Source organism: Mycolicibacterium helvum (genome assembly GCF_010731895.1).
GTDB classification, from domain to species: Bacteria; Actinomycetota; Actinomycetes; order Mycobacteriales; family Mycobacteriaceae; genus Mycobacterium; species Mycobacterium helvum.
In genome coordinates, this window is record NZ_AP022596.1 from 2,716,078 (window position 1) to 2,739,479 (window position 23,402).

27 protein-coding genes and 1 tRNA gene are annotated in these 23,402 nt (G+C 65.5%); 20 read left to right on the forward strand and 8 right to left on the reverse strand.

The window, feature by feature from the left end:
* The first annotated feature begins 117 nt into the window (after positions 1-117).
* Genes G6N38_RS12580 through G6N38_RS12600 form a run of 5 tightly spaced genes read left to right on the forward strand, consistent with a single transcriptional unit; the run spans position 118 to position 4,182 of the window.
* Positions 118-1,020, forward strand: coding sequence for an ABC transporter substrate-binding protein (locus G6N38_RS12580; protein WP_407662986.1), 903 nt, complete (start codon positions 118-120; stop codon positions 1,018-1,020).
* Positions 1,021-2,151 carry an ABC transporter ATP-binding protein gene (locus tag G6N38_RS12585; protein WP_163747825.1) on the forward strand — a complete coding sequence of 377 codons (1,131 nt, stop codon included), beginning with the start codon at positions 1,021-1,023 and terminating at the stop codon, positions 2,149-2,151.
* A gap of 2 nt (positions 2,152-2,153) precedes the next feature.
* On the forward strand, positions 2,154-2,798 hold the full coding sequence (locus tag G6N38_RS12590) for an ABC transporter permease (protein ID WP_163747826.1): 645 nt from the start codon (positions 2,154-2,156) through the stop codon (positions 2,796-2,798).
* A complete protein-coding gene (locus tag G6N38_RS12595) occupies positions 2,795-3,583 on the forward strand; it encodes an ABC transporter permease (protein ID WP_163747827.1) in 789 nt (262 codons plus the stop codon). The genes G6N38_RS12590 and G6N38_RS12595 overlap by 4 nt, the downstream gene beginning before the upstream one ends.
* Positions 3,580-4,182: a putative glycolipid-binding domain-containing protein gene (locus G6N38_RS12600; protein ID WP_163747828.1), complete on the forward strand. Its 603-nt coding sequence runs from the start codon at positions 3,580-3,582 to the stop codon at positions 4,180-4,182. Before G6N38_RS12595 ends, G6N38_RS12600 begins: the two co-directional genes overlap by 4 nt.
* On the opposite strand, the gene G6N38_RS12605 is transcribed toward G6N38_RS12600, so the two are convergent.
* Positions 4,145-5,089: a prephenate dehydrogenase gene (locus G6N38_RS12605; RefSeq protein ID WP_246228009.1), complete on the reverse strand. Its 945-nt coding sequence runs from the start codon at positions 5,087-5,089 to the stop codon at positions 4,145-4,147. The two genes, G6N38_RS12600 and G6N38_RS12605, sit on opposite strands and share 38 nt — an antisense overlap.
* 96 nt (positions 5,090-5,185) lie before the next feature.
* Between G6N38_RS12605 and G6N38_RS12610 the strand changes: the two genes are divergently transcribed.
* The 5 genes from G6N38_RS12610 (at position 5,186) to G6N38_RS12630 (ending at position 7,502) form a co-directional block, all read left to right on the forward strand.
* Positions 5,186-5,704 (forward strand): tRNA adenosine deaminase-associated protein, encoded by a 519-nt coding sequence (locus G6N38_RS12610; RefSeq protein WP_163747830.1) that lies wholly within the window; start codon positions 5,186-5,188, stop codon positions 5,702-5,704.
* Positions 5,704-6,165: a nucleoside deaminase gene (locus G6N38_RS12615; protein ID WP_163751971.1), complete on the forward strand. Its 462-nt coding sequence runs from the start codon at positions 5,704-5,706 to the stop codon at positions 6,163-6,165. The genes G6N38_RS12610 and G6N38_RS12615 overlap by 1 nt, the downstream gene beginning before the upstream one ends.
* A gap of 28 nt (positions 6,166-6,193) precedes the next feature.
* Positions 6,194-6,284 (forward strand) — tRNA-Ser (locus G6N38_RS12620).
* 92 nt (positions 6,285-6,376) lie between these two features.
* Positions 6,377-6,664: a hypothetical protein gene (locus tag G6N38_RS12625; RefSeq protein ID WP_163747831.1), complete on the forward strand. Its 288-nt coding sequence runs from the start codon at positions 6,377-6,379 to the stop codon at positions 6,662-6,664.
* A gap of 694 nt (positions 6,665-7,358) precedes the next feature.
* Positions 7,359-7,502: a hypothetical protein gene (locus G6N38_RS12630; RefSeq protein ID WP_163747832.1), complete on the forward strand. Its 144-nt coding sequence runs from the start codon at positions 7,359-7,361 to the stop codon at positions 7,500-7,502.
* Between the two features lie 57 nt (positions 7,503-7,559).
* On the opposite strand, the gene G6N38_RS12635 is transcribed toward G6N38_RS12630, so the two are convergent.
* Positions 7,560-8,162: a TetR/AcrR family transcriptional regulator gene (locus G6N38_RS12635; RefSeq protein WP_246227889.1), complete on the reverse strand. Its 603-nt coding sequence runs from the start codon at positions 8,160-8,162 to the stop codon at positions 7,560-7,562.
* Positions 8,163-8,322: 160 nt separating this feature from the next.
* Between G6N38_RS12635 and G6N38_RS12640 the strand changes: the two genes are divergently transcribed.
* The 6 genes from G6N38_RS12640 (at position 8,323) to G6N38_RS12665 (ending at position 12,510) form a co-directional block, all read left to right on the forward strand.
* A complete protein-coding gene (locus G6N38_RS12640) occupies positions 8,323-9,027 on the forward strand; it encodes a hypothetical protein (protein ID WP_163747834.1) in 705 nt (234 codons plus the stop codon).
* Positions 9,028-9,062: 35 nt separating this feature from the next.
* On the forward strand, positions 9,063-9,773 hold the full coding sequence (locus tag G6N38_RS12645) for a hypothetical protein (RefSeq protein WP_163751972.1): 711 nt from the start codon (positions 9,063-9,065) through the stop codon (positions 9,771-9,773).
* On the forward strand, positions 9,770-10,339 hold the full coding sequence (locus G6N38_RS12650) for a cytochrome c oxidase subunit 3 (RefSeq protein WP_163747835.1): 570 nt from the start codon (positions 9,770-9,772) through the stop codon (positions 10,337-10,339). Before G6N38_RS12645 ends, G6N38_RS12650 begins: the two co-directional genes overlap by 4 nt.
* A gap of 4 nt (positions 10,340-10,343) precedes the next feature.
* Positions 10,344-10,622 (forward strand): cytochrome C oxidase subunit IV family protein, encoded by a 279-nt coding sequence (locus G6N38_RS12655; RefSeq protein WP_163751973.1) that lies wholly within the window; start codon positions 10,344-10,346, stop codon positions 10,620-10,622.
* Between the two features lie 146 nt (positions 10,623-10,768).
* Positions 10,769-11,059, forward strand: coding sequence for a hypothetical protein (locus G6N38_RS12660; protein ID WP_163747836.1), 291 nt, complete (start codon positions 10,769-10,771; stop codon positions 11,057-11,059).
* A 92-nt stretch (positions 11,060-11,151) separates the two neighbouring features.
* Positions 11,152-12,510, forward strand: a complete 1,359-nt coding sequence (locus G6N38_RS12665) for a WS/DGAT/MGAT family O-acyltransferase (RefSeq protein ID WP_163747837.1) — start codon at positions 11,152-11,154, stop codon at positions 12,508-12,510.
* Positions 12,511-12,567: 57 nt separating this feature from the next.
* Here the strand turns inward: G6N38_RS12665 and G6N38_RS12670 are convergent, their stop codons facing one another.
* A complete protein-coding gene (locus G6N38_RS12670) occupies positions 12,568-13,077 on the reverse strand; it encodes a lipoprotein LpqH (protein WP_163747838.1) in 510 nt (169 codons plus the stop codon).
* 183 nt (positions 13,078-13,260) lie between these two features.
* Here G6N38_RS12670 and G6N38_RS12675 point away from each other — a divergent pair, with 183 nt between their 5' ends.
* From G6N38_RS12675 to G6N38_RS12685, 3 genes are read left to right on the forward strand one after another with little or no spacing between them, the layout of a single operon-like run.
* On the forward strand, positions 13,261-14,172 hold the full coding sequence (locus tag G6N38_RS12675) for a haloalkane dehalogenase (protein WP_163747839.1): 912 nt from the start codon (positions 13,261-13,263) through the stop codon (positions 14,170-14,172).
* Between the two features lie 8 nt (positions 14,173-14,180).
* Positions 14,181-15,413 carry a tRNA guanosine(34) transglycosylase Tgt gene (gene tgt, locus G6N38_RS12680; RefSeq protein ID WP_163747840.1) on the forward strand — a complete coding sequence of 411 codons (1,233 nt, stop codon included), beginning with the start codon at positions 14,181-14,183 and terminating at the stop codon, positions 15,411-15,413.
* 4 nt (positions 15,414-15,417) lie between these two features.
* Positions 15,418-16,677 carry a cytochrome P450 gene (locus G6N38_RS12685; protein WP_163747841.1) on the forward strand — a complete coding sequence of 420 codons (1,260 nt, stop codon included), beginning with the start codon at positions 15,418-15,420 and terminating at the stop codon, positions 16,675-16,677.
* Here the strand turns inward: G6N38_RS12685 and G6N38_RS12690 are convergent.
* The 4 genes from G6N38_RS12690 to G6N38_RS12705 form a co-directional block, all read right to left on the reverse strand.
* Complete coding sequence (locus G6N38_RS12690; protein ID WP_163747842.1) at positions 16,674-18,131, reverse strand: FadD7 family fatty acid--CoA ligase; 1,458 nt, start codon at positions 18,129-18,131, stop codon at positions 16,674-16,676. The two genes, G6N38_RS12685 and G6N38_RS12690, sit on opposite strands and share 4 nt — an antisense overlap.
* 13 nt (positions 18,132-18,144) lie before the next feature.
* Positions 18,145-19,407: a formyl-CoA transferase gene (gene frc / locus G6N38_RS12695; protein WP_163747843.1), complete on the reverse strand. Its 1,263-nt coding sequence runs from the start codon at positions 19,405-19,407 to the stop codon at positions 18,145-18,147.
* Between the two features lie 16 nt (positions 19,408-19,423).
* Positions 19,424-21,136: an oxalyl-CoA decarboxylase gene (gene oxc / locus G6N38_RS12700; RefSeq protein ID WP_163747844.1), complete on the reverse strand. Its 1,713-nt coding sequence runs from the start codon at positions 21,134-21,136 to the stop codon at positions 19,424-19,426.
* A 64-nt stretch (positions 21,137-21,200) separates the two neighbouring features.
* On the reverse strand, positions 21,201-22,238 hold the full coding sequence (locus tag G6N38_RS12705) for an ATP-binding protein (RefSeq protein WP_163747845.1): 1,038 nt from the start codon (positions 22,236-22,238) through the stop codon (positions 21,201-21,203).
* Between the two features lie 130 nt (positions 22,239-22,368).
* Between G6N38_RS12705 and G6N38_RS12710 the strand changes: the two genes are divergently transcribed.
* Entirely contained in the window at positions 22,369-22,725 is a 357-nt protein-coding gene (locus tag G6N38_RS12710) for a response regulator transcription factor (protein WP_163751974.1), read from the forward strand.
* Between the two features lie 11 nt (positions 22,726-22,736).
* Here the strand turns inward: G6N38_RS12710 and G6N38_RS12715 are convergent, their stop codons facing one another.
* The gene (locus tag G6N38_RS12715; RefSeq protein ID WP_163747846.1) at positions 22,737-23,390 is read right to left on the reverse strand and encodes a response regulator transcription factor; all 654 of its coding nucleotides are present in this window, start codon (positions 23,388-23,390) and stop codon (positions 22,737-22,739) included.
* Positions 23,391-23,402: the final 12 nt, after the last annotated feature.

A 23,402-nucleotide genomic window follows, 5' to 3' on the forward strand; every position in this document is an offset into this window, starting at 1 on the left:
AACCTGGGCGGCTGGTGGTCACTGCCGCTACTGTCGGTGAAACACGTCAGGGGTGAAAGGACGCTCATGAACGCGTCGCGGGGCGGAAAGCGACTGTGGTTGGCAGCAACTCTGTTCATGCTCGTCCTGCCGGTGGCAGCGGCCTGCGGCAGCGCCAATCCGCTTGGCGGCGGATCGGCGTCGGGTGATCTGAAAACCCTCGTCGTCGGCTCCGCGGACTTCCCGGAATCGAAGATCATCGCCGAGATCTACGCCCAGGCATTGGAAGCAAACGGTTTCACGGTCGGACGGCAATTCGGCATCGGCAGCCGCGAGACCTACATTCCGGCGGTGCGCGATCATTCGATCGACCTGGTGCCCGAGTACACCGGAAATCTCTTGCAGTACTTCGATCCCAAGACGACGGTGACCACACCCGACGAGGTGGAGCTGGCGTTGTTCCGGGCGCTGCCGGGGGATCTGTCGATCCTCACTCCGTCACCGGCCAATGACACCGACACCGTTGCGGTTTCCGAATCTACGGCACAGAAGTGGAATCTCAAGACCATTGGTGATTTGGCGGCGCATTCCCCGGAGGTGAAGTTCGGTGCCCCCTCGGAGTTCCTGAACCGCACCGAGGGACTGCCGGGGCTAAAAGCCAAGTATGGCTTGGACATCAAGCCGGACAATTTCGTCGCGATCAGTGATGGAGGCGGCCCGGCCACGGTGCGCGCGCTGGTGGACGGCACCGTCACTGCCGCCGATATTTTCAGTACCTCACCGGCGATCCCGCAGAACAAGCTGGTGGTGCTGGAGGATCCGAAGAACAACTTCCTGGCCGCCAACGTGGTGCCGCTGGTCAGTTCGCAGAAGAAATCCGATGAGCTCAAAAAGGTGCTGGATGCGGTGTCGGCCAAGCTGAGCACGGAGGGCCTCATCGAACTGAACACCGCCGTGTCCGGGAACTCCGGGGTCGACCCCGACGAGGCCGCACGAAAGTGGATCCACGACAACGGTTTCGACAAGCCGATCGGGAAATAGATGATCACCTTCGATACGGTCACCAAGACGTACCCGGATGGCACTGTTGCCGTCGATAGCCTGAGCATGGAGGTTCCGACCGGCACCCTCACGGTCTTCGTGGGCCCGTCGGGCTGCGGGAAGACCACCTCGATGCGGATGATCAACCGGATGATCGAGCCCAGCTCGGGGACGATCACCGTCGACGGCCGCGACATCGCCACGGTGAACCCGAACAATCTGCGGCTCGGGATCGGCTATGTCATCCAGAGTGGTGGGCTCATGCCGCACCAGCGGGTGATCGACAACGTCGCGACGGTGCCGGTGCTCAAGGGCGAGTCACGGCGCACCGCCCGCAAGGCCGCCTACGAGGTTCTGGAGCGGGTGGGCCTGGATCCCAAACTGGGGGACCGCTATCCGGCACAATTGTCCGGCGGTCAGCAGCAACGTGTCGGTGTGGCCAGGGCATTGGCCGCCGACCCGCCGGTCCTGTTGATGGACGAACCGTTCTCGGCGGTCGACCCGGTGGTACGCGACGAGCTGCAGGCCGAAATCCTGCGTCTGCAAGGCGAATTGCAGAAGACCATCGTCTTCGTCACCCACGACATCGACGAGGCGATAAAACTCGGCGACCGGGTCGCGGTGTTCGGGCCCGGCGGCACCCTGCAACAGTACGACGCGCCGGCGCGGTTGCTGTCCAATCCCGCCAACGAATTCGTCTCAGGCTTCATCGGCGCCGACCGTGGCTACCGCGGCCTGCAGTTCCGGCAGGCAACCGGGTTGCCGCTACACGATATTCAGACCGTGAAAGAGGCCGAGATCGACGCGCTTTCGCTGACGCCCGGCGACTGGCGGTTGGTGACCAAGGACGACGGCTGGCCGTACGGGTGGCTCAATGCCGAGGGGGTCGAGCTGCATCGGGGCGGAAGTTCGTTGTATGACAGCACCATCGCGGGCGGTTCGCTGTTCGAACCGGGTGGCACTCTGCGGCTGGCACTGGATGCGGCGCTGTCGTCGCCGTCCGGCCTCGGCGTGGCCGTTGACGACCACGGCCACGTGATCGGCGGGGTAAGAGCCGACGATGTAGTTGAGGCGCTGGACAGGCAGCGGGACCCGGCGGGGCAGGAGCGTAGCGACTCGGGTGGTGGCTGAGCATGAACTATCTGCTGACCCATCTCGACAAGGCCTGGGCGCTGACCGTCATCCACCTTCGGCTCTCGCTGGTTCCGGTGGTGCTGGGTCTGGTGATCGCGGTGCCGCTGGGCGCCTACGTGTGGCGGACCACTGCCCTGCGGCGGCTGACCACCGTGACGGCGAGCATCATCTTCACCATCCCGTCGCTGGCGCTGTTCGTGGTGCTGCCGCTGATCATCCCGACCCGGATCCTCGACGAAACCAACGTCATCGTCGCGCTCACGCTCTACACCACCGCGCTACTGGTGCGGGCGGTGCCCGAGGCGCTCGATGCGGTACCCGCCCAGGTGCGTGACGCTGCCACCGCGGTCGGCTATACCAGGCTGACGCGGATGCTCAAAGTCGATCTGCCACTGTCGATTCCGGTTCTCATCGCGGGTCTGCGCGTGGTCGCGGTGACCAATATCTCGATGGTGTCGGTGGGTTCGGTCATCGGGATTGGCGGGCTGGGAACCTGGTTCACCGAGGGTTATCAGGCCGACAAGAGCGACCAGATCGTCGCCGGCATCATCGCGATCTTCCTGCTGGCGATCGTCATCGACGTGCTGATCCTGTTGGCGGGCCGGCTCATCACGCCGTGGGCCCGGGTCAAGGCGTCGTCATGAACTTCTTGCACCAGGCGCTCGCCTACATCTTCACCGCCGCCAACTGGGAGGGGAGGGCCGGTCTGGGGGTCCGCATCCTCGAGCACCTGCAGTACACCGCGGTGGCCGTCGTCTTCTCCGCGTTGATCGCCATCCCGATCGGGATGGCGATCGGGCATACCGGGCGCGGCACCTTTCTCGTCGTCACCGGGGTCAACGCACTGCGGGCACTGCCCACCCTCGGTGTGCTGCTGCTCGGCGTGCTGCTGTGGGGGTTAGGACTGTTGCCACCGACCGTCGCGCTCATGCTGCTAGGCATCCCGCCGCTGCTGGCAGGAACCTATGCGGGGATCGCCAACGTCGATCCGACGGTGGTCGATGCCGCCCGGTCGATGGGGATGACCGAGACGCGGGTTTTGCTGCGCGTCGAAGTGCCCAATGCGCTGCCGCTGATCCTGGGGGGGTTGCGGACCGCGACGCTGCAGGTGGTCGCGACCGCGACGGTGGCCGCGTACGCCAGCCTCGGCGGGCTCGGCCGCTATCTGATCGACGGCATCAAGGTCCGCCAGTTTTATCTGGCTTTGGTGGGAGCGTTGTTGGTGACGGTGTTGGCCCTGGTGCTCGACGGGCTGCTGGCGCTGGCGGTGTGGTCCTCGGTACCCGGAACCGGGCGATTCCGGCGGATGCCGCAACCCCTGCTCGACGACGAGGTGAGTTTCGATGCGCAAGCACCCGCGTCACGGAAGGGTCGCAGTTCGCAACCTGGTTACGAACGGGGTGGCCCGTCGCATACGGTAGACGGGTGAGTGCAGCCAACGACGCGACAGAAAGCGCCTGGCCGGCCATCCTGACCTGGCGTGCGCACGACGATTCGCGGATGGAATCGGCTCGGGTCCAGCTATCGGGTAACCGGATCAAAGCCTATGGCCGCATCGTGGCCGCGGCCGCCGCGACGAATCCCGCCTTCAGCGCGTCCTACGACCTGGTGACCGATGAATCCGGCGCCACCAAGCGGCTGTCGCTGAGCGTGACCCTTGCCGAGCGGGATCGGCAATTGTCGATCGCCCGCGACGAAGAGAACATGTGGCTGATCACCGACCACCAGGGCCAGACGCGGGCCTCCTACGAAGGCGCCCTTGACGTCGACGTCGTCTTCAGCCCGTTCTTCAACGCGCTGCCTATCCGGCGCACCGGCCTGTACCGCCGAACCGATTCGGTGAATTTGCCGGTGGTGTACGTGAGTTTGCCCGACCTGACCGTCAAGCAGGCGTCGATCAGCTACACCAGCCTCGGCCCGGATAGCGGGGAAGGCATCAAGCTGCACTCGCCGGTCGCCCAGACCACGATCACCGTCGACAACGACGGGTTCATCCTCGACTACCCAGGACTGGCAGCGCGGATCTGATCACCCCGCCGGCGCGACCGGCGGCGGCCAGTTCTTCACGCCAGTTCTCCTCGCCGATGGCGATCGTCACGATCTGCGGGCGCGAGAAGCTGTCGTAGCGGATGCGGGCGGCGTGGCCGGCTTCGACCAGCTCGGCGACCGAACTCTTCTGAGCCAACGAGTCACGGGCCTGATTGAGCAGCTCCAGCGCGCGGTCCAGGGCAGGCAGCAGTTGCGCCGTGTTGGCTTCGCACATCGCCCGCACGAGGTCGGGGGCGGTGGCCGCGACCCTCGTGCCGTCGCGGAACGAGCCAGCAGCCAGGGCAAAGGCCAACGGCACTTCGCCGGCCGTGACGGCCAGTGCTTCGGCAAGCAGATGCGGCAGGTGCGAAATGCTCGCCGCGGCCGCGTCGTGCTCGTCGGACTTGGCCGGGACCACGACGGCATGGCAGTCCAGAGCCAGGTCCATCACCTGAGCCCACACGTGCGCATCGACGTGCTCGTCGACGCCGAGGACCCAGGGCGCGCCGGTGAACAGCCGCGCATCGCCCGCGGTCCAGCCCGAGTGCGCGGTGCCCGCCATCGGGTGGCCGCCGACGTAGCGATCCAGTAGCCCGGCCCTGCGCACCTCGTCGAGAACGGCGCCTTTCACGCTGATGACGTCCGTCAGTGGACAATCGGCGGCGACGTCCTTGACATGGCCGAGCAGTAAGGACACCGCCGGCATCGGGACGGCCAGCACGATCAGCGCGTTGCGATCGGCGGCCCATTGCAGGGCTTCAGTCAGGTCGGTGGTGGCGGCGAAGCCGTCGAAGCGGGCGCCCTGGGCGCCGTCGACGGATCGGTTGTAGCCGAACGCCTCACGGCCGGCTGCCACCGCCGCGCGCAGGAGCGACCCGCCGATCAGACCGAGGCCGAGGACGCACACGGGTGTCTTGGTCACCTGTCCAGGTTGACACATCAACGCGCCACGACTGGGGGGTACCTGGTCAAAACGCCTGATCAGCGACTAGCGTATGCGCCCATGGCGGCACAGCGAGCGCAGAACAGCCCGGGGTCGGACACCCCGGATGGCTTCGCGGTTGCCGTAGTGCGCGAGGACGGCAAGTGGCGTTGCTCGGCCATGAATGCGACAGTGCTGACCAGCCTGAGTGCCGCAGAGACGGAGTTGCGAGAATTGCGCAGCGCCGGCGCGGTGTTCGGGTTGTTGGACATCGACGACGAGTTCTTTCTGATCGTCCGGCCCGCCCCGTCAGGCACTCGACTGCTGCTGTCGGATGCGACCGCGGCGCTGGATTACGACATTGCCGCCGAGGCGCTGGAGACGTTGGACGCCGACATTTCTCCCGAAGACCTCGAAGATGCCGATCCCTTCGAGGAGGGTGATCTGGCTGTGCTTGCCGACATCGGGCTGCCCGAGCCGGTGCTGAGCGTGATCCTCGACGAGACCGATCTGTATGCCGACGAACAGCTTGGCCGGATCGCGCGGGAGATGGGTTTTGCCGACGAGCTGGCAGCCGTGCTCGACCGCCTCGATCGGTGATCTCATCTGACGAATCGTTGATTCGAGCGGCGATTTCTGCTGCTGGTTTAGCCGGCCCCGAGGACGTGCCGATCGGCGCGGTGGTGTTCGGGCCGGACGGCACCGAGCTGGCTCGTGCGGCCAATGCCCGCGAGCAGTTGGGCGACCCGACTGCGCATGCCGAGATCCTGGCGTTGCGGGCGGCGGCCCGGGTGTACGGCGACGGGTGGCGGCTGGAGGGGACGACGCTGGCGGTGACAGTCGAGCCGTGCACGATGTGCGCGGGTGCACTGGTGATGGCGCGGGTGGCACGGGTGGTGTTCGGCGCGTGGGAGCCCAAAACCGGTGCGGCGGGATCGCTTTGGGATGTGGTGCGGGATCGGCGGTTGACCCATCGGCCGGAGGTACGTGGGGGAGTGCTGGCGCAGGAGGGCGCCGCGCTGTTGGAGGGGTTCTTCGCCCGTCAGCGCGATTTGGGTTAGTCCGGCCGCGACACGTAAGCTCTTCGGCGGTGGCGTGTCCGAGCGGCCTAAGGAGCACGCCTCGAAAGCGTGTGACGGGTAACCCCCGTCCGAGGGTTCAAATCCCTCCGCCACCGCCATAGCCCTCCGACTGAATTGCCTGGTCGGAGGGCATTTGCGTCTGATCGTTTGGTGACTTGCCGGGCAACAACCAACTTCTAGAGTCGGCTCCATGGGTTTGCTGGACATAAACTGTGCCGCGCTGGACCAGCTTGCCGCGGATTGCCAGTCGCTGGGAGTCCAGATTGGGGCGGCGTCAATCGTTGAGCCAGTTGCGGCGGGTTGGTGGGCGACAGCCGTGGCGGTCAGCGCCGCCAACGCCGATATCACCCTTGCTGCTCAAGTGATGGCGGCGCGTATGTACCAGACAGCCGCCGGTCTGGTCACCGTGAGCCGGCAGTTCACCGCCACCGACAAGCTTTCGGCGGCCTACCTCCGTGCCCTGGTGACTGAGGTGTAGATGTCCGGCAGTGGTCCTATCCCGTCGTTATCGCAGGTTCGTGCGTGGGACACGGCACATCTGAGCGAGGCGGCGGCTCACTGGACCGACACCGCCACTACGTGGGAATACGTGTTCACCTATGTGCCATCTCTGATGGCCAGCCCGGGCGGTACTCCTTGGGAGGGTGTGGCCGCCGAGGCCGCCCAAGGGCGGGCTTACTCGGACCGCCTGAAGGTCCCCAGCGCGGCTGATCAACTTCATGATGCCGCGAGCCTCGCCCGTCGCGGAGCCGACCAGATCAGGTATGCCAAACAGCGGGTTCTTGACGCCGTGCGAAGGGGCGAGCAGGCCGGTTTCACTGTCGGCGAGTACTTTTCGGTCACCAGCCGACGAACAGGCACGCCCGCGCACGTCGCGGCCTCGCGAGCGCAAGCCGAAGCTCTCGCAACCGATATTGGCGCTCGTCTCGGTGAGCTAATCGCAGCAGATTGTAAGACCTCCGCTGAAATTGCCTGTGCTACAGCGGGTGTCGGCGATGTTACGTTCAACGATGCTCGGAAGCGCGTTGACGAGGGCGCCGTGAGATTCGTCGACTTCAAACAAGCACCCACGGATGACACCACAACTCCGCAAGTTCCAGGTGGCGGATACGGCAGTTACCACTATGGCTACCAATTCAGTACATCTGCGAGCTGGGACCAAGGAACAGATCATGAGCGAAATCCAACAGCTGACGTCCGTCGCGGTCCTGTTGGCGGTCCGGTGTAAGCGCTCTTGGAAGGCCACGGCATTCTGGGCTGCCCCGATCCTGCCAATCCTCGTCAGCGTCTATTTGCTCATTGTGGTTGCGACGTGAGCGGTTCGACGCGCTCAACGGGCAACTGGCCCAGCGGCGATAGTCGGCCTGACCGGTCTAACCCGCCGAAGGTAGCAGGCTGCGCAGGGTGCTCGTGACGAACGCCCCGAGTACTTCATCGCGTTCAGGGCCCAACTCCCGGTTGGTCGACAGCAGCGCGTACAGGCCGACCAGGAAGAAGGCGGCGCTGTGGTGGGCAGTGATGTCGGGGTAGACCTCGCCGCGATGTCGCGCGCGTTCGATCTCGGCGGTCAACAGCACGAACGTCGGGTGCCGTGGCCACTGCTCGTCGGGTCGCGACGATGAGAAGAGCATTCCGGTGACGTCGCGGAACAACGATGCGCCCCATTGCTTTTCGAGTTCGAGGACGAGCCGCACGAGGGTGTCCAGAACTGCGGGCAAGTCGTGCGGGGTGTCGAGGAATCTACTGAGCTCTTCGGCGAGCTGATCTTCGTCGAGCCGAATCAACTCCAGGAGAACGTGTTCCTTGGTCGGAAAGTGGAAGTAGAAGGTGCTGCGCGAGACGCCGGCCGCTTCGACGATCGCGTTGATATCGGCCGAGCTCGTGCCGGCCCGCTGGAACTCCTCGATGGCTGCATCGAGCACGCGGGCGCGCGTTCGGCGGCGCTGGGCTTCGCGGCCCGTCGAGGTGTCTGGCACCCGTTCATTATGCAGTCGGCCCGCCGATATCGCTGACATATGTCGGCGAAATCGCCGACGATCAGCCACAATGCTGGGTGAACGGAGACATTTCGTTGTCATTTGTCAGCCACCGTGTTAGACCTATGAACACCCAGGCCACGCACACGGGACGGTGTCGATGAATACCCGAGGTCAGCGCATTCTGTTGTGGACGGCGCCGCCGGCGGTGGCGTTGTTCCTGCTCGCCTACCTGGTGTTCCCGGTGTTCTGGCCACCGTTGTCACCGACGTTGACCCCCGAGGAGATCGCGGCGTTCTTCCGCGACAACACCACCGGCATCCTCGGCGTCGTGATCCTGTGCAATCTCATCGCCGGGACTCTGGTGCCGCTGTTCGCCGTCACCGCCGTGCAGATCTCCCGCGTCGCCACCTCGAGCAGCGTCTTCACCTACGCCTACCTCATCTGCGTCGGTATCGGCATGACGGCGTTCATCCTGGCCGACTACTGCTGGGGGGTGGCCGCCTTCCGGCCCGACCGTGACCCGCAGCTGATCAGTCTGCTCAACGACATGGCCTGGTTCTTCTTCATCGCGCCGGTCGGCACCATCATCGTGCAGAATCTGTGCTTCGCGCTCAGCGTCTACCTCGACGAGCGGTCAGAGCCGATCTTTCCGCGCTGGGTGGCTCACTTCAACATCGTGGTCGCCGCGCTACTGATCCCGAGCGCCTTCACGGTCCTGTTCAAATCGGGACCGCTGGCATGGAACGGTTCGGTGTCATTCACGCTGCGGCTCATCGTGTTTGCGGCCTACATCGTGGTGATGTTCCTCGTCCTGCTGCGCGCGGTGAATCGGCAGGGCAGCGAGCGGGCGGTGCTCGTGTGAAGAGCAAGAAGCGCGATCAGTGGATTGCGTTCTGGATGGTCCCGGCATTCTTCAGTATTTTCGGCCTGGTCTTCGTCCCGCTGAGCTGGATGATGCCGCCCCGGTCGCCGAGCGCTCCCGAGGCGCAGATCGTCGCGTTCATGCAGTCGCACAATCTGTTGGTCGCCTGTGCAGTTCTGACTCTGTTCTTCGGCTTCTCCGCGGTGGGGAATGCGGTGTACCTCATGCAGATCAAGCGGATGTCGGTCAGTCCGGTGTTCCGCTACACCGTGATGGTTGGCGCGACGACCGGTGCGATCGTCGGGATGCTCTTTCCGATGTTCTGTTTCGGCCTCGGTGCATTCCGGCCAGGATATCGGCCATCGATCTTGGTGATGCTCTACGACTTCGGCTATCTGGCGTACATCGGCTCGCTGGGCTGTTTCTGCGTCATGTGGATGGCGTTCGCGTTGGCGATCATTCTCGATCAGAACAATGTCCTGCCAAAGTGGTTGGGCTACTACACCATTTGGCAGTATATGACCGAGCTGATGGCGGCACCGGTGTGGATCGCCAGATCGGGGCCGTTCGCCTGGAATGGCCTGATGACGTTCTGGTTGGCGATGGTGTTGTACGTGCCGTGGCAGGTCATCGTCTACGTCTGCATCTATCGAGCCATCAAGAACCAGCCCGACGAAGAACTCGAAAACTCTTGGCTGGAAAGGACACTGACAACACCTGACATCCGGCCGAAGGCGACCACATGACAGCCGACGCCGACACGGGGCGCCGTATTCCCGGTGCGCCGAGCATGTGGTTCTTCGTCGTCGGCGACCTGATCATCTTCGGCTTCTATTTTGTCGCGTACATGTATTACCGCGGACAAGATCATGTGTTGTTCCTCCAGAGCCAGGCGCGTCTGAACCTCGATATCGGCGCGGTGAACACGGTCCTGCTGATCACCAGTTCGCTGTTCGTCGCGCTGGGAACTTCGGCTGCCCGCGTGGGAAAGCGGGCCGATGCGATCCGATTGTTCGGCGTCGGCCTGGCGTTCGGTGCGGCGTTTCCGCTCCTCAAAGTGTTCGAGTACGTTCCCGAGATCCTCGGCGGCGTAACGCCGGGAACCAACCTGTTCTTCATGTACTACTTCGTGATGACGGGACTGCACCTGTGCCATGTGCTGCTTGGCCTGGTGATCATCGGCTTCGTCATCCGCAACCTGCGGGCGACCGCGACGCCCGATATCGCGTTGGTGGAGACCGGGGCTACGTACTGGCACATGGTCGATCTCGTGTGGCTGGTCCTGTTCGCGTTGCTCTATTTGATGAGGTGAACCGCTGACGACGTATCTCCGCAATCCGCTGACGATCGTGTGGGCTGTGCTCACGGCGGTCACAGTCGCGTCGTGGTTGACCGCACGGGACGGCGGCGCAGCGCATCTGGTGAATGCGACGGTTACCGTCGTCGTCCTTGTCATCGCTGCGGTGAAGACGCAGATCGTCATCTGGCATTTCATGGAAGTCCGGCGCGCCCCAGCGTGGTTGAGGGCGACCACCAGTGGGTGGTTGGTTGTTCTCTTCGGGCTCCTGCTGGGCATGTACTTCTGGGATCTCTAGCTTCATCGCCAGGCCGGTTGGCTGCGGTCCTGCTGTGAATCCACGAGGACGAAGCGCGATTCCCAGGAACCTGACCTACCCTGGCGATCCGGAGACGCAGCGCTGTAGGCCGGACGTCATCGAGGACCGCTTGGGGGTATGTGATCATGACGACCGCTTCTACCAGCACTCGTCGTTTACTTTATGCCGCAATTGGATTGGTGATCGCGGCTGCCCCGGCGGTCGCGGTGTTCGCCGGGATCGGAACCCCCGCACCGCAGCTGGCGGCGCAGTGTCAGGACACCGACACCGAGGACAGCTTCTCGATGAACTGCGCCCCGACCGTCATCCCCGACACCAGCGACCAGCTCACCGAGGCCGAGGTCGCCGAGCCAGGCTTCAACGGCGGCGGAACCCACAGCAGTGGCGGCGGCGGTGGGGGCGGCGGCCACCACTAGCCTTCGATAGGCAGACTCCTGCGCGAGGCTCCGTGCCGTGTGGCGAACCGGTGTAATGGGCACACGGGCTAGAACCAACGCGGAGGTGCCTGATGGAACTGATTTCGCCAACCGATTCGATGTTCTTGCTGGCCGAGTCGCGTGAACACCCCATGCACGTCGGCGGCTTGCAACTGTTCGAGTTGCCTGAAGGGGCCGGCCCGGAATTCCTCGCCGACATCTACGCCGAGATGCTCGCCGACAACGACGTGCAGCCCACGTTCCGCAAGCATCCCGGTGAGCTGCTTGGCGGCATCGCCAACCTCACCTGGTCCTTCGACCGCGACATCGACCTCGAATACCACCTGCGTCGGTCGGCTCTTCCTTCGCCCGGACGGGTTCGCGAACTGCTCGAGCTGACCTCGCGGCTGCACGGCAGCCTCCTGGACCGGCACCGCCCGCTGTGGGAGACCCACCTCGTCGAGGGGCTCAACGATGGGCGGGTCGCCGTCTACACCAAGGTCCATCACTCGCTGCTCGACGGCGTCTCGGCAATGAAGCTCGTGCGTCGCTCGCTGTCCACGGATCCGCAAGACACGCAGGTGCGGGCGCCGTACAGCCTTGCGCCGCGTCGACGCACCAAGGAAAAGGACAGCGTGACGCCGGTGGGCGAGCTGAAACGACTGGCCGGATCGATCGCGGGCCTTGGCCCCTCGGCGTTGACCTTCGCCCGTGCCGGCCTGCTGGAACAGCAGCTGACGTTGCCGTTCGTGGCGCCCAAGACGATGTTCAACGTGGCCATCGGTGGGGCCCGCCGGGTTGCGGCGCAGTCCTGGCCGATCAAACGCATCGTCGCGATCAAGGACGCCGCCGGTGTCACCGTCAACGACGTCATCCTGGCGATGTGCGCCGGCGCCCTACGTGCCTACCTCATCGAGCACGACGCACTGCCGGACCGGCCGCTTATCGCCATGGTCCCGGTCAACCTGCGCTCCGAGAACGACCACTCCGGCGGCAATCAGGTCGGCAGCATCCTGTGCAGCCTGGCCACCGACCTCAGTGATCCCGGGCAACGCCTGGCTACGATCCACGCGTCGATCAGCGGCAACAAGGAAGTGTTCTCGCAGTTGCCCAGACTGCAGCAGCTGGCTCTGTCGGCGTTCAACGTTGCACCGCTGGCGTTGACCCTGCTGCCGGCGCTCGCGGCCGCGGCCCAGCCGCCGTTCAACATCGTGATCTCCAACGTGCCCGGCTCCCGTGAGCCGCTGTATTGGCGAGGAGCCCGGCTCGACGGGAATTACCCGCTGTCGATCGCGCTGGACGGACAGGCGCTCAACATCACGCTGTCTAACAATGCCGACAACCTCGACTTCGGGCTGGTCGGCTGCCGGCGCAGCATCCCGCATCTGCAGCGGTTGCTGGTTCACCTGGAAAACTCGCTGACCGCGCTCGAAGAGGCAGTCGGAGGGTAGCCGAACATAAAGAAGCGGCGGTGACCCCTCAGGGCACCGCCGCTTCGTTGTCCCCCGCTACGGGCAGGTGACCTGGATTTCGAAGGGCTTGGTCACCGGCTGCATCGGGTTGGCCATGTCCACACCCGTGGCAGTTCCGCTGATCTTGTAGGTGCTGCCGTCCTTGGTGACGGTCGCGTTGGCCCCACCGGGCACACCGGCCGTGTAACCCAGCGTCACGCCGTTGACGTTGCCGAGCCCGACGGACTGGACGGTCGAGCCGTCCGCGGACAGCACTGCTGCGATACCGGTCATCGCCTCGCCGATCGCGATGTTGACGTTGCCGCCCGCCGTCGCGCAGACGACCTGACCCTGGACGTTCTGCGCCTGGCCGTCGATCGTGACCTTGGTGCTGCCGGCGCCGGCGCTCGCGGTCGCTGACCCTGCCGCACTCGTTGTCGCCGCAGCGGAGGTAGTAGCGGTCGCGGTCGCTGTCGACGTTGACTTGTTGTCGTCCTTGGAACAACCGGATAACCCGGCCACCAAGACTGCGGCGCCGGCTACGGTCACCACCAATCCACGTTTCACCGATGTCTCCTTAGGTAGGCGTGATCCGTCGACATTGACGGATCATCGAGTGAAGTATGTGTCGCGAATTTCCGCTGGTGGCAGGAATGGACGAAATATCCGCCTGACAGCTGACTCGCAGTAATTATCTCGAGTACCGGGCAAATCCGTGTCGGCGCAAGAAAAGTCGGTATCTTCACCGTCGTGCAGACGTTACGAACTCCCGATGAGCGATTTGCCGAGATCCCCAATTTCCCTTATGTGCCGCATTATTGCGAGCTCGACGACGGCGACGGCGGCCGTATCAGGGTGGCCTGGATCGAGGACGGACCCGCCGATGCCGACCCGATTCTGCTGCTGCATGGCGAACCGTCCTGGTCATTTTTGTACCGCAAGATGATTCCCGTTCTGGTCGCCGCCGGATATCGCGTCGTCTGCCCGGATCTGGTCGGATTCGGCCGTTCGGACAAGCCGACCCGCCGCGAGGATCACACCTACGCCCGGCATGTCGAATGGATGCGCGCGTGCGTGTTCGATGTCCTCGATCTGCGCCGGGTGACCTTGTTCGGTCAGGACTGGGGCGGGCTGATCGGGCTACGTCTGGCGGCCGAGAATCCGGACCGCATTTCCCGCATCGTCGTCGCCAACACGGGGCTGCCGACCGGCGACTTCGCTATGCCCGAAGTGTGGTGGCGATTCCGTGAGGCGATCCAGACCTCGCCGCGCATCGATGTGGGGCGGTTCGTTGAGTCGGGCTGTCTGCGGCCGATGGACGACGAGGTACGCGAGGCCTACAACGCGCCGTTCCCCGATGACAGCTTCTGCGCCGGTCCGCGGGCCATGCCCGGCTTGGTGCCGACCACCCCGGACGATCCCGCCTCTGACGCCAACCGGAGTGCGTGGGCCGCTTTGACGGCCAGCTCGGCGCCGATGCTGGTGGCCTTCAGCGACGGCGACCCCATCACCGGCGCCATGGCCCCGATCTTCCAGCAGATGCGAGGTGCCCAGGGTATCGACCACCCGACCATCCACGGTGCCGGGCACTTCCTGCAGGAGGATGCCGGCGAGGAGCTCGCCGGGTACATCGTGCGGTTCCTACCGCCCGGCGCTGGTTAGATAGCCCGGTGCCGTTTTTCACCGTCGATGCCGAGCTGCCCGGGCGTCGTGGGCGCACCGGCACCATCCACACGCCGCACGGCGATATCCACACCCCGGCGTTCATTGCGGTGGGCACCAAGGCATCGGTCAAGGCGGTGCTGCCCGAGACGATGCGTGAGCTCGGTGCGCAGGCCGTCCTCGCCAACGCCTATCACCTTTATCTGCAGCCCGGCCCTGACATCGTCGACGAGGCGGGCGGCCTTGGCGCATTCATGAACTGGCCGGGGCCGACGTTCACCGACAGCGGCGGCTTCCAAGTGCTCTCACTCGGGGCGGGCTTCCGCAAGGTGCTGTCGATGGACGCCAACCGGGTGCAGGCCGACGACGTGATCGCCGAAGGCAAGCAGCGCCTGGCCCATGTCGATGACGACGGGGTGACGTTCATCTCGCATCTCGATGGGTCGACGCATCGGTTCACCCCTGAGGTGTCGATGCAGATACAGCACAAGATCGGCGCGGACATCATCTTCGCCTTCGACGAACTGACGACATTGGTGAATACCCGCGGCTACCAAGAGGAATCGGTGGCGCGCACCCAGGCGTGGGCGGTGCGCTGCCTGACCGAACACCGCCGGCTCACCGCCGAGCGCCCGGAGCGCCCCAGCCAGGCGCTGTTCGGGGTGGTGCAGGGCGCACAGTACGAGGACCTTCGTCGCCAGGCGTCCCGAGACCTGGCAGGCATCGTCGACGCGCAGGGGCGTGGCTTTGATGGCTACGGCATCGGGGGAGCGCTCGAGAAACAGAACCTGGCCACGATCGTGGGGTGGTGCACCGACGAGCTGCCCGACGACAAGCCGCGTCATCTGCTCGGGATCAGCGAGCCTGACGACCTGTTCGCCGCCGTCGCCGCCGGTGCCGACACCTTCGACTGTGTGTCGCCGTCGCGGGTGGCGCGCAATGCGGCGGTGTACTCCCCGACGGGCCGGTTCAACATCACCGGCGCGCGATACCGTCGCGACTTCACCCCGATCGACACCGAGTGCGACTGCTACACCTGCGCCCACTACACCCGGGCCTACCTGCACCATCTGTTCAAGGCCAAGGAGATCCTGTCCGCGACGCTGTGCACCATCCACAACGAGCGGTTCGTCATCCGGCTGGTCGACCAGATCCGTGCCGCGATCGTCGCTGGTGAGTTCGATGAACTGCGTGATCACGTTCTCGGCCAGTACTACGGCCATTCGACGCGTGCACAATAGGTAGATGACTGCTGCCGCCGAGCCGCAAGAACTGCTGATGAAGCTGCTCGACCCCGCAATCCGGGCCAATCCGTACCCGGTCTACCGGGAGATCCTCGATGGCGGGCCGATGCAGATGCCCGAGTCCACGTTGCACGTTCTGTCCAGCTTCGCCGATTGCGACGAGGTGTTGCGGCACCCCGACTCGTGCAGTGACCGGCTGAAGTCCACCGCCGCGCAGCGGGCCATTGCGGCCGGGGAACAGCCTCGGCCGTTCGGCACGCCCGGGTTCCTGTTCCTCGACCCGCCGGATCACACCCGGCTGCGCAGGCTGGTCAGCAAGGCGTTTTCGCCCAGGGTGGTCAAGGCGCTGGAGCCCGATATCACCGGGCTGGTCGACGACCTGCTGGACCGGGCCGACGAGGCCGGCCAGTTCGATGCGGTCGAGGCCCTCGCCCATCCGCTGCCGGTCGCGGTGATCTGCCGGCTGCTGGGTGTGCCGATCGAGGACGAGCCCCAATTCAGTGCGGCATCAACACTTCTGGCTCAGGGACTGGATCCGTTTGTGACGTTCTCCGGTGAGGCGCAGGGTCTCGAGGAACGCATGGCGGCCGGGCTCTGGCTACGGGGCTACCTGCGCGAGCTGCTCGAGCGGCGGCGCTCGCAGCCCGCCGACGATCTCATGTCGGCGCTGATCTCCGTCGAGGAATCCGGTGACCAGCTGACCGAGGAAGAGATCGTCGCGACCTGCAACCTGCTGCTGATCGCCGGTCACGAGACGACGGTGAACCTGATCGCCAACGGAATCCTGGCGATGTTGCGGAATCGGGAGCACTGGATGGCGTTGAGCGCCGACCCCAGTCGGGTGTCGGCCATCATCGAGGAGACGCTGCGCTACGACCCGCCGGTACAACTGGCCAGCCGGGTCGCGGGTGCCGATATGGAGATCGGTGCTGGTTCCGGCGGGCAGGAGCGCAGCGACTCGGGGATCATCCGAGTTCCGAAGGGCGACATCATGATGGTGTTGCTGGCCGCGGCGCATCGCGATCCCGCGGTCGCCGAACGCCCTGATGAGTTCGACCCGACGCGCGGCACGATTCGCCATCTGGCGTTTGGGCACGGCCCGCATTTCTGCCTGGGCGCCCCGCTGGCGCGAATGGAGGCCGCGGTGGCGTTGTCCGCGGTGACGAAGCGGTTCCCGGATGCCCGCCTGGCCGACGAACCGATCTACAAGCCGCACGTCACGCTGCGGGGCATGGCCCGCCTCGACGTCGCCGTTGGCTAGCCGAACAGCTGGGCCAGCCGGTTGCGGTCGACCGACCCTTTGGCAGTCACCGGCAACTCGTCAACCGGCGAAATCTTCTCCGGCACTTCGAATCGTGCCAGCCGCGACGCGCAGAACGATTGCAGCGCTTCGCCGTCGAATGATGCATCGGCCCGCAGCACCACCACCGCGGCGACCTGCTCGCCGTACTTGGCGTCGGGCACCGGGAACACCGCCGCCTGCACAACGTCGGGGTGGGCCAACAACACGTCTTCCACCCGCTCGGGGGAGATCTTCTCGCCGCCGCGGTTGATAATGTTCTTGATCCGGCCCTGAAGTGTCAGCACGCCAACAGCATTCACCGATCCGAGGTCACCGGTGCGCAACCAGCCGTCGGCGAATGTCGCGGCGGTGGCGGCCGCGTCATTGAGGTAGCCGCGAGCCACGGCGGGCCCACGCAACCAGACCTCACCGGTATCGGCGATCCGCAGCTCCGAGCCGACCGGCGCACCGACCGTCTGCAGGCGGGTCTCGGTGTCGGCGGTCGCCGCCACCGCGCACGCTTGGTGTGTTGCCTCCGTCATCCCGTATGCGGGCAGCACCGGTGCGCCGAATGCCGCTTCCAGGCGCGCGGCGACCGCGGGCGGCAGCGGGGCGCTGCAACTGCGCAGAAACCGCAGCCGAGCCGCCGCTGGAGCTCCCGCTGGTGCGACGTCCAACAGGACTTGATAGATCGTCGGCACCGCGGTGACCCAGGTGGCCTTCGTCGCGGCCAGCTCCTGGAAGAACGTATGGGCCGAAAAGCGCGCCTTCTCAGGTAGTCCCAGCGTTCCGCCGCTGGACAATGTCGCCAACAATCCGGCCACCAAACCATGCCCGTGGAACATCGGCATCACGGCGACGGTGGCGTCATCGGCGCCCAGCCCGTAGGCGGAGACGACGTTGTTCATCGCCGCCGCCAGCGTGTCATGGGTCCACGGCACCATCTTCGGCTTGCCGGTGGTGCCCGAGGTGAACATCACCATGGCGTCGTCGGGCGTGAGGCCGATCGCCGACGGATCGCCACCGGCGGCCGGGGTGCCGCTGATCGTGCACTGTGATCCGTCGATTCCGACGGCGATTTCGGGCGCGCTATCCAGTGCTGCGGCCGGGGTGTCGGTGAGTACGGCCCGGGCGCCAAGCCGTTGCATGCGGTCCTGCTGCTCGGCGGGTGGAAGCGCCGGGTCCAGCGGAGCGACCACCAACCCGGCCCGCGCGGCGCCGAGCAGTCCGACGATGTAGGCGACGGTGTTCGCCGCCCGCAGTCCCACCACGTCACCGTCGGTCAACCCGGTGCTCGCCAGTGCGTTCGCGGCCTGCTCGATCAGGTCGGCCAGCTCGGGGTAGGTGATGCAACGGTTCTCGGCGGTGACGACCAGCGCAACCGCGTGTGGGGTGGTCGCGGCAGTGCGCGCGACCAGTTCACCCAGCAACATAATCGGCCTCCGGTCAGATGACGTGTGCGGTCTTGAGCTCTGCGATCTGGTCTGTGGTGTAGCCGAGGTCGCTGAGCACATCGATTGTGTGCTCTCCCAGCAGCGGTGCGCCGGTGATTGTCGGGGAGAAGTCGGAGAACTTCACCGGGCTGCCGACGGTCAGGTACTTGCCGCGCCCCTCCTGCTCGACCTCGACGACGGTGCCGCTGGCTCGCAATGCCGGGTCGTAGGCGATCTCCTTCATGCTCAGCACCGGTGCGCAGGGCACGTCGTAGGTGCGCAGGATGTCGACGGCCTCGTACTTCGTCTTGTCGGCCAGCCACTTCTCGATATCGGCGAAGATGTCGAAGATGTGCGGCTGGCGGGCCTCGGCCGTGCTGTAGGCGGGATCGTCCACCCATTCCGGCTTGCCGACCGCTTCGCAGGTCTTCGCCCAGTTCTGCTCCTGGATGGTGAAGTAGATGTAGGAGTTGGGATCGTCCTGCCAGCCTTTGCATTTGAGCACCCACCCGGGCTGCCCGCCACCGCCGGCATTGCCGCCGCGCGGCACCGCATCGCCGAAGGGTGTGTTGGGGTATTGCGGGTACTCCTCGAGGTAGCCGACGGCTTCCAGGCGTTCCTGGTCGCGCAGCTTCACCCGGCACAGGTTGAGCACCGCGTCCTGCATGGACACCGAAACCTTCTGTCCCACCCCGGTCTTCTCGCGAGCCAACAGCGCGGTGAGGATCCCGATCAGCAGGTGCATCCCGGTATTGCTGTCACCGAGCGCCGCGGAGCTCACGGTCGGCGGCCCGTCCCAGAACCCGGTGGTCGACAGCGCACCGCCCGCGGCCTGCGCCACGTTCTCGTAGACCTTGAGGTCCTTCCACGGCGACTGCTCGTTGAAGCCCTTCACCGATCCGAAGATCAGCCGGGGGTTCAATTCGTGGATGTGGTCCCAGGACAAACCCATTCGGTCGAGAGCTCCCGGTGCGAAGTTCTCCACCAGCACGTCGGCCTCGCGAATCAGCTTCTCCATCACCGCAAGCCCCTCCGGGGTCTTGGTGTTGATGGCCAGCGAGCGCTTGTTGCTGTTGAGCATGGTGAAGTACAGCGCGTCGTGATCGGGAATGTCACGCAATTGGTGGCGGGTGACGTCGCCACCGTCGAGGCGCTCCACCTTCAGGACGTCGGCGCCGAACCACGCCATCATCTGGGTGCAGGCCGGGCCGGCTTGAACGCCGGTGAAGTCGATCACCTTGACGCCGGAAAGGGGTTGTGGGACTTCTGTATTCATCGGTCGTCCTTCTCGATCAGGCGCGGGTGGATTGCAGTGCGCTACGCGGGTTGAGGTTGGTCAGGTGACCGCTTTCGGTGCCGGCCGACGGATCCAGCTCGCAGTCGATGAGTGCGGGCCGTCGGGATGCAACCGCGGCGGCCAGGGCGCTGGCCAGTGCATCGGGGGTGTCCACGTGATAGCCCGTCCCGCCGAACGCTTCGATGAGCCGTTCGTGGTGGGCGCGCGGTGCCAGCACCGTGGGCTCCGGGTCGGTGCCGTAGGGGTCGATACCATCGCCGCGGTACACGCCACCGTTGTTGAGGATGACCACGGTGATGGGAAGGCCGTAGCGGCAGATGGTTTCGATTTCCATCCCGCTGAACCCGAAGGCGCTGTCTCCTTCGATGGCGATGACAGGCTGGCCGGTCTCGACGGCCGCCGCGATCGCGTACCCCATCCCGATGCCCATGACGCCCCAGGTGCCGCAGTCCAGCCGGTGCCGCGGCACCCGCATGTCGACGACGTTGCGGGTGATGTCCAGCGCGTTGGCGCCTTCGTTCACCAGGTACACCTCGGGGTGGTCACCGACGAAGTCCCGGATCGGGCGCAAGGCGTTGTAGAAGCGCATCGGCCGGGGGTCCTCGGCCAGCCGGCCGGCCATAGCGGCAGCGTTGTGTTCGCGCTTGTCGGCCAGCTCGGCGCGCCAGTCCTGCGGGCACATGATGGGGTGACGCTGTAGTCCGGCGCCGAGTGCGGTGATGACCGATGTGATGTCGCCGGCCAGGGGGACTGCGGTCGGTTGATTGCTGTCGAACTCGGTCGGGTCGATATCGATCTGGATGAACTTGGTGTCGGCGGACCAATGCGGGGCCTCACCGTGCTGCAACAGCCAGTTCAGCCGTGCGCCGACGAGCAACACGACGTCGGCCTTCGCCATCGCCAGTGACCGCGCGGCAGCGGCCGAGAGCTGATGGTCGTCGGGAATCAGTCCCTTGGCCATCGACATCGGCAGGAACGGAATGCCGGTGGTCTCGACGAATGAGCGGATCTGCTGGTCGGCCTTTGCGTAGGCGGCGCCCTTGCCTAGCACGATCAGCGGGCGCTGTGCCCCGGCCAGTAACTCCAACGCCCGCAAAACCGCTTCGTGCGCGGGGGATTGGGCAGGCGCGGGGTCGGTGACCTTCCACAGGGTCGCCGCGCCGGTCGCCGCGTCGATGGTCTGAGCCAGAACGTCACCGGGGATGTCGAGGTACACCCCGCCGGGTCGGCCGGACACCGCGGTGCGGAATGCCCGGGCGATTCCGCGCCCGATGTCCTCCACCCGGTCGACGCGATAGCTCGCCTTGGCAAGGGGTTTGGCGATGGCCATCTGGTCGAGCTCTTCGTAATCGCCGCGCTGCAGATCGACGATGGCCCGGGTGCTCGATCCGGCGATGTGGACCATGGGGAAGCAGTTCACCGTTGCGTTGGCCAGCGCCACCATTCCGTTGAGGAATCCGGGACCCGAAACCGTCAGGCAGACACCGGGCTTGCCAGTCAGGAAGCCGGCAGCGGCGGCGGCATGGCCGGCGTCGGACTCGTGCCGGAATCCGATGTAGCGGATGCCGCAGGCCTGAGCCAGCCGGGCGAGATCGGTGATCGGGATACCGACCACCCCGTAGATGGTGGCGACATCGTTGAGTTTGAGCGCGTCGACCACGAGGTGGAACCCGTCGGTCAGTGGACCGTTGATGTCAGGCGAAGTCATGGTTGAAGTGTGCGCGACGTGACGGGCGGGGACCAGAGCGCTAGCGGTACATCGCGAGGTAGGGCTAGCCCCCAGTGGGCAATGGGATCGTCACACTGATTGTCGTCCCGGCGCCGTCCAAGCTGGCGATGCCGAGCCGGCCGGACAGCGCCTCAACCCGGTCCTTGAGCCCGATCAAACCCGATCCGCCGCCGGGACCGGCGCCACCGATGCCGTCGTCGGCGATGCGCAGCGTCAGCTCGGCGTCGGTCGCCGTGGCCGACACGGTGACTTCGTCGGCCTGTGCGTGTTTGGCCGCGTTGGTGAGCGCCTCGGCGACCACGTAGTAGGCGGCGACCTCCACGGATTCGGGTAGCCGGCGGTCGACGTCGAGGTCCAGGCTGACCGGGACCGCGGAGCGCCGGGCCAGCGTCTTGATCGCGGGTCCCAAGCCACCCCTGGACAGGATCGCCGGGTGAATACCCCGGGACAGCTCCTGCAGGTCGGCGTGCAGGTGGGCCACCCCGTCGATGATCTCGCTGAGCTGCTCGCGGATCTCGGTCAGCTCCTCGGGCACGGACGCCTCGAGCGCACGCAGCTCCAACCCGAGCGACACGATCCGCTGCTGGGCACCATCGTGCAGGTCGCGCTCGAATCCCCGGCGGGCCTGATCAGCCGCGGTGACGATGCGTGCCCGCGAGGCCTGCAGCTCAAGGCTGATCTGGATGGCTTCGGCGCCGCGTTGCCGGGCCTGGCCCACGAGAAGATTGGTCAGCAGTGCCAACGTCAGGAACACCACCACCGCGGGGATCAGGCTGCCGCTGCCCTCGTTGACGTGAAACCACACATAGGCCATGGCACTGGCCAGTGAGGTCGCCACCGCCAGACCGAAGCCCCAGCTGGCCGACACCACCAGGACGCCCAGCAGGAAAATCGCCCCGAAGGCGTCGTCGGGGGCCACGCGCTTGAGAACGTGGACAATCACCGTCTCCACGGCGATGAACGAGAGCGCGGTGAGCACGCCCCATAGCAGCGGTGGCGGGGTCGGCCGGATCAGTAACGCCGGCAGGCGATCACGCAGGGGCACGGCGGGGCGGGAAGCTGCAGCTGAGGACGGAGTCATGGTGTGGAATCGATGGTAAAGGGCACCCGCGGGTCAGGTACCTGCAAGGCGACGTTTACCGCTAGCAGCAATGCCAAGTCCCGACCGGTTCTGCGATCCTGAAAGACATGTTCGGCTTCGGAGGTTCGTGATGCGCTGTTTGATCGTCGATGACAGCGTTCAGTTCCGCACGACAGCCAGCACGATTCTGCAGCGCGGCGGGATCGCCGTGGTCGGCATGGCGACGAACACCGCCGACGCGCTGCGCAGCTACCAGGAACTGCGCCCCGACGTGACGCTCGTGGACGTCGACCTCGGTGCCGAAAGCGGATTCGACGTCGTACAAGCACTCCACGAGGTCGGGGCACCCGCGTCCGGGATGATCCTGATCTCCACCCATGCCGAATCCGACCTGGCCGACCTGATTGCCGTCAGCCCGGTATCGGGGTTCCTGCCGAAGTTCGCGTTCTCCACCCAGGCGGTACGGGATCTCGTCGGCGACGTGTAATCGACTGCTGTTCAGAGTGATTCGAGGTAGACGATCACCGCGCGCACTCGGCGGTGGTCGTCGTTGGTCTCCGGCAGGTCCAGTTTGGTCAAGATGCTGCGGACATGCTTTTCCACCGTGCCCTCGGTGACGAAGATTCGCCGGCCGATACCGCCATTGGACAGCCCTTCGGCCATCAGCGCTAGTACTTCTCGCTCCCGGCTGCTCAGCGCTTCCAGCGGGTCGTTGCGACGGCGGGCCGAGACCAGCTCGGTCACCAGAGCCGGGTCGATCACCGACGCACCGTTGACGACGCGGCCGACCGTGTCGAGGAAATCGTTGACGTCGGTGACCCGGCTCTTCAGCAGATAGCCGATGGCATGGCCTCCAGACAACAACTCCAGGGCGTGGTCGACGTCGACGTGAGCCGACAGCACGAGGATCGCGGTGTTCGGTGCTTCCTCGCGAATGAGCCGGGCCGCGTCCAGACCTTCGGTGGTGTGGGTGGGCGGCATGCGGATATCGGTAACCACCAGGTCGGGGTGCTCCCCGCGGACCAAGTCCAGCAGCTCGGTGCCGTCACCGGCCTGCCCGACGACCTCCAGACCTGAGCGGCTGAGCAGGCTGGCCAGCCCCTCCCGCAGCAGCACATCGTCATCGGCCACGACCACGCGTGTGCCTGCCATTGCCCCTCCTGA

Excerpts from the sequence above, each read along its gene's own strand:
- G6N38_RS12640 (WP_163747834.1), top strand. The coding sequence starts at position 8,323 with ATGAATACCCGAGGTCAGCGCATTCTGTTGTGGACGGCGCCGCCGGCG.
- G6N38_RS12715 (WP_163747846.1), bottom strand. The coding sequence starts at position 23,390 with ATGGCAGGCACACGCGTGGTCGTGGCCGATGACGATGTGCTGCTGCGG.
- G6N38_RS12710 (WP_163751974.1), top strand. The coding sequence starts at position 22,369 with ATGCGCTGTTTGATCGTCGATGACAGCGTTCAGTTCCGCACGACAGCC.
- G6N38_RS12665 (WP_163747837.1), top strand. The coding sequence starts at position 11,152 with ATGGAACTGATTTCGCCAACCGATTCGATGTTCTTGCTGGCCGAGTCG.
- G6N38_RS12595 (WP_163747827.1), top strand. The coding sequence starts at position 2,795 with ATGAACTTCTTGCACCAGGCGCTCGCCTACATCTTCACCGCCGCCAAC.
- G6N38_RS12630 (WP_163747832.1), top strand. The coding sequence starts at position 7,359 with ATGAGCGAAATCCAACAGCTGACGTCCGTCGCGGTCCTGTTGGCGGTC.
- frc (WP_163747843.1), bottom strand. The coding sequence starts at position 19,407 with ATGAATACAGAAGTCCCACAACCCCTTTCCGGCGTCAAGGTGATCGAC.
- G6N38_RS12705 (WP_163747845.1), bottom strand. The coding sequence starts at position 22,238 with ATGACTCCGTCCTCAGCTGCAGCTTCCCGCCCCGCCGTGCCCCTGCGT.
- G6N38_RS12625 (WP_163747831.1), top strand. The coding sequence starts at position 6,377 with ATGGGTTTGCTGGACATAAACTGTGCCGCGCTGGACCAGCTTGCCGCG.
- G6N38_RS12645 (WP_163751972.1), top strand. The coding sequence starts at position 9,063 with ATGGTCCCGGCATTCTTCAGTATTTTCGGCCTGGTCTTCGTCCCGCTG.
- G6N38_RS12685 (WP_163747841.1), top strand. The coding sequence starts at position 15,418 with ATGACTGCTGCCGCCGAGCCGCAAGAACTGCTGATGAAGCTGCTCGAC.
- G6N38_RS12585 (WP_163747825.1), top strand. The coding sequence starts at position 1,021 with ATGATCACCTTCGATACGGTCACCAAGACGTACCCGGATGGCACTGTT.
- G6N38_RS12690 (WP_163747842.1), bottom strand. The coding sequence starts at position 18,131 with ATGTTGCTGGGTGAACTGGTCGCGCGCACTGCCGCGACCACCCCACAC.
- G6N38_RS12660 (WP_163747836.1), top strand. The coding sequence starts at position 10,769 with ATGACGACCGCTTCTACCAGCACTCGTCGTTTACTTTATGCCGCAATT.
- G6N38_RS12610 (WP_163747830.1), top strand. The coding sequence starts at position 5,186 with ATGGCGGCACAGCGAGCGCAGAACAGCCCGGGGTCGGACACCCCGGAT.
- G6N38_RS12580 (WP_407662986.1), top strand. The coding sequence starts at position 118 with ATGCTCGTCCTGCCGGTGGCAGCGGCCTGCGGCAGCGCCAATCCGCTT.
- oxc (WP_163747844.1), bottom strand. The coding sequence starts at position 21,136 with ATGACTTCGCCTGACATCAACGGTCCACTGACCGACGGGTTCCACCTC.
- G6N38_RS12590 (WP_163747826.1), top strand. The coding sequence starts at position 2,154 with ATGAACTATCTGCTGACCCATCTCGACAAGGCCTGGGCGCTGACCGTC.
- G6N38_RS12650 (WP_163747835.1), top strand. The coding sequence starts at position 9,770 with ATGACAGCCGACGCCGACACGGGGCGCCGTATTCCCGGTGCGCCGAGC.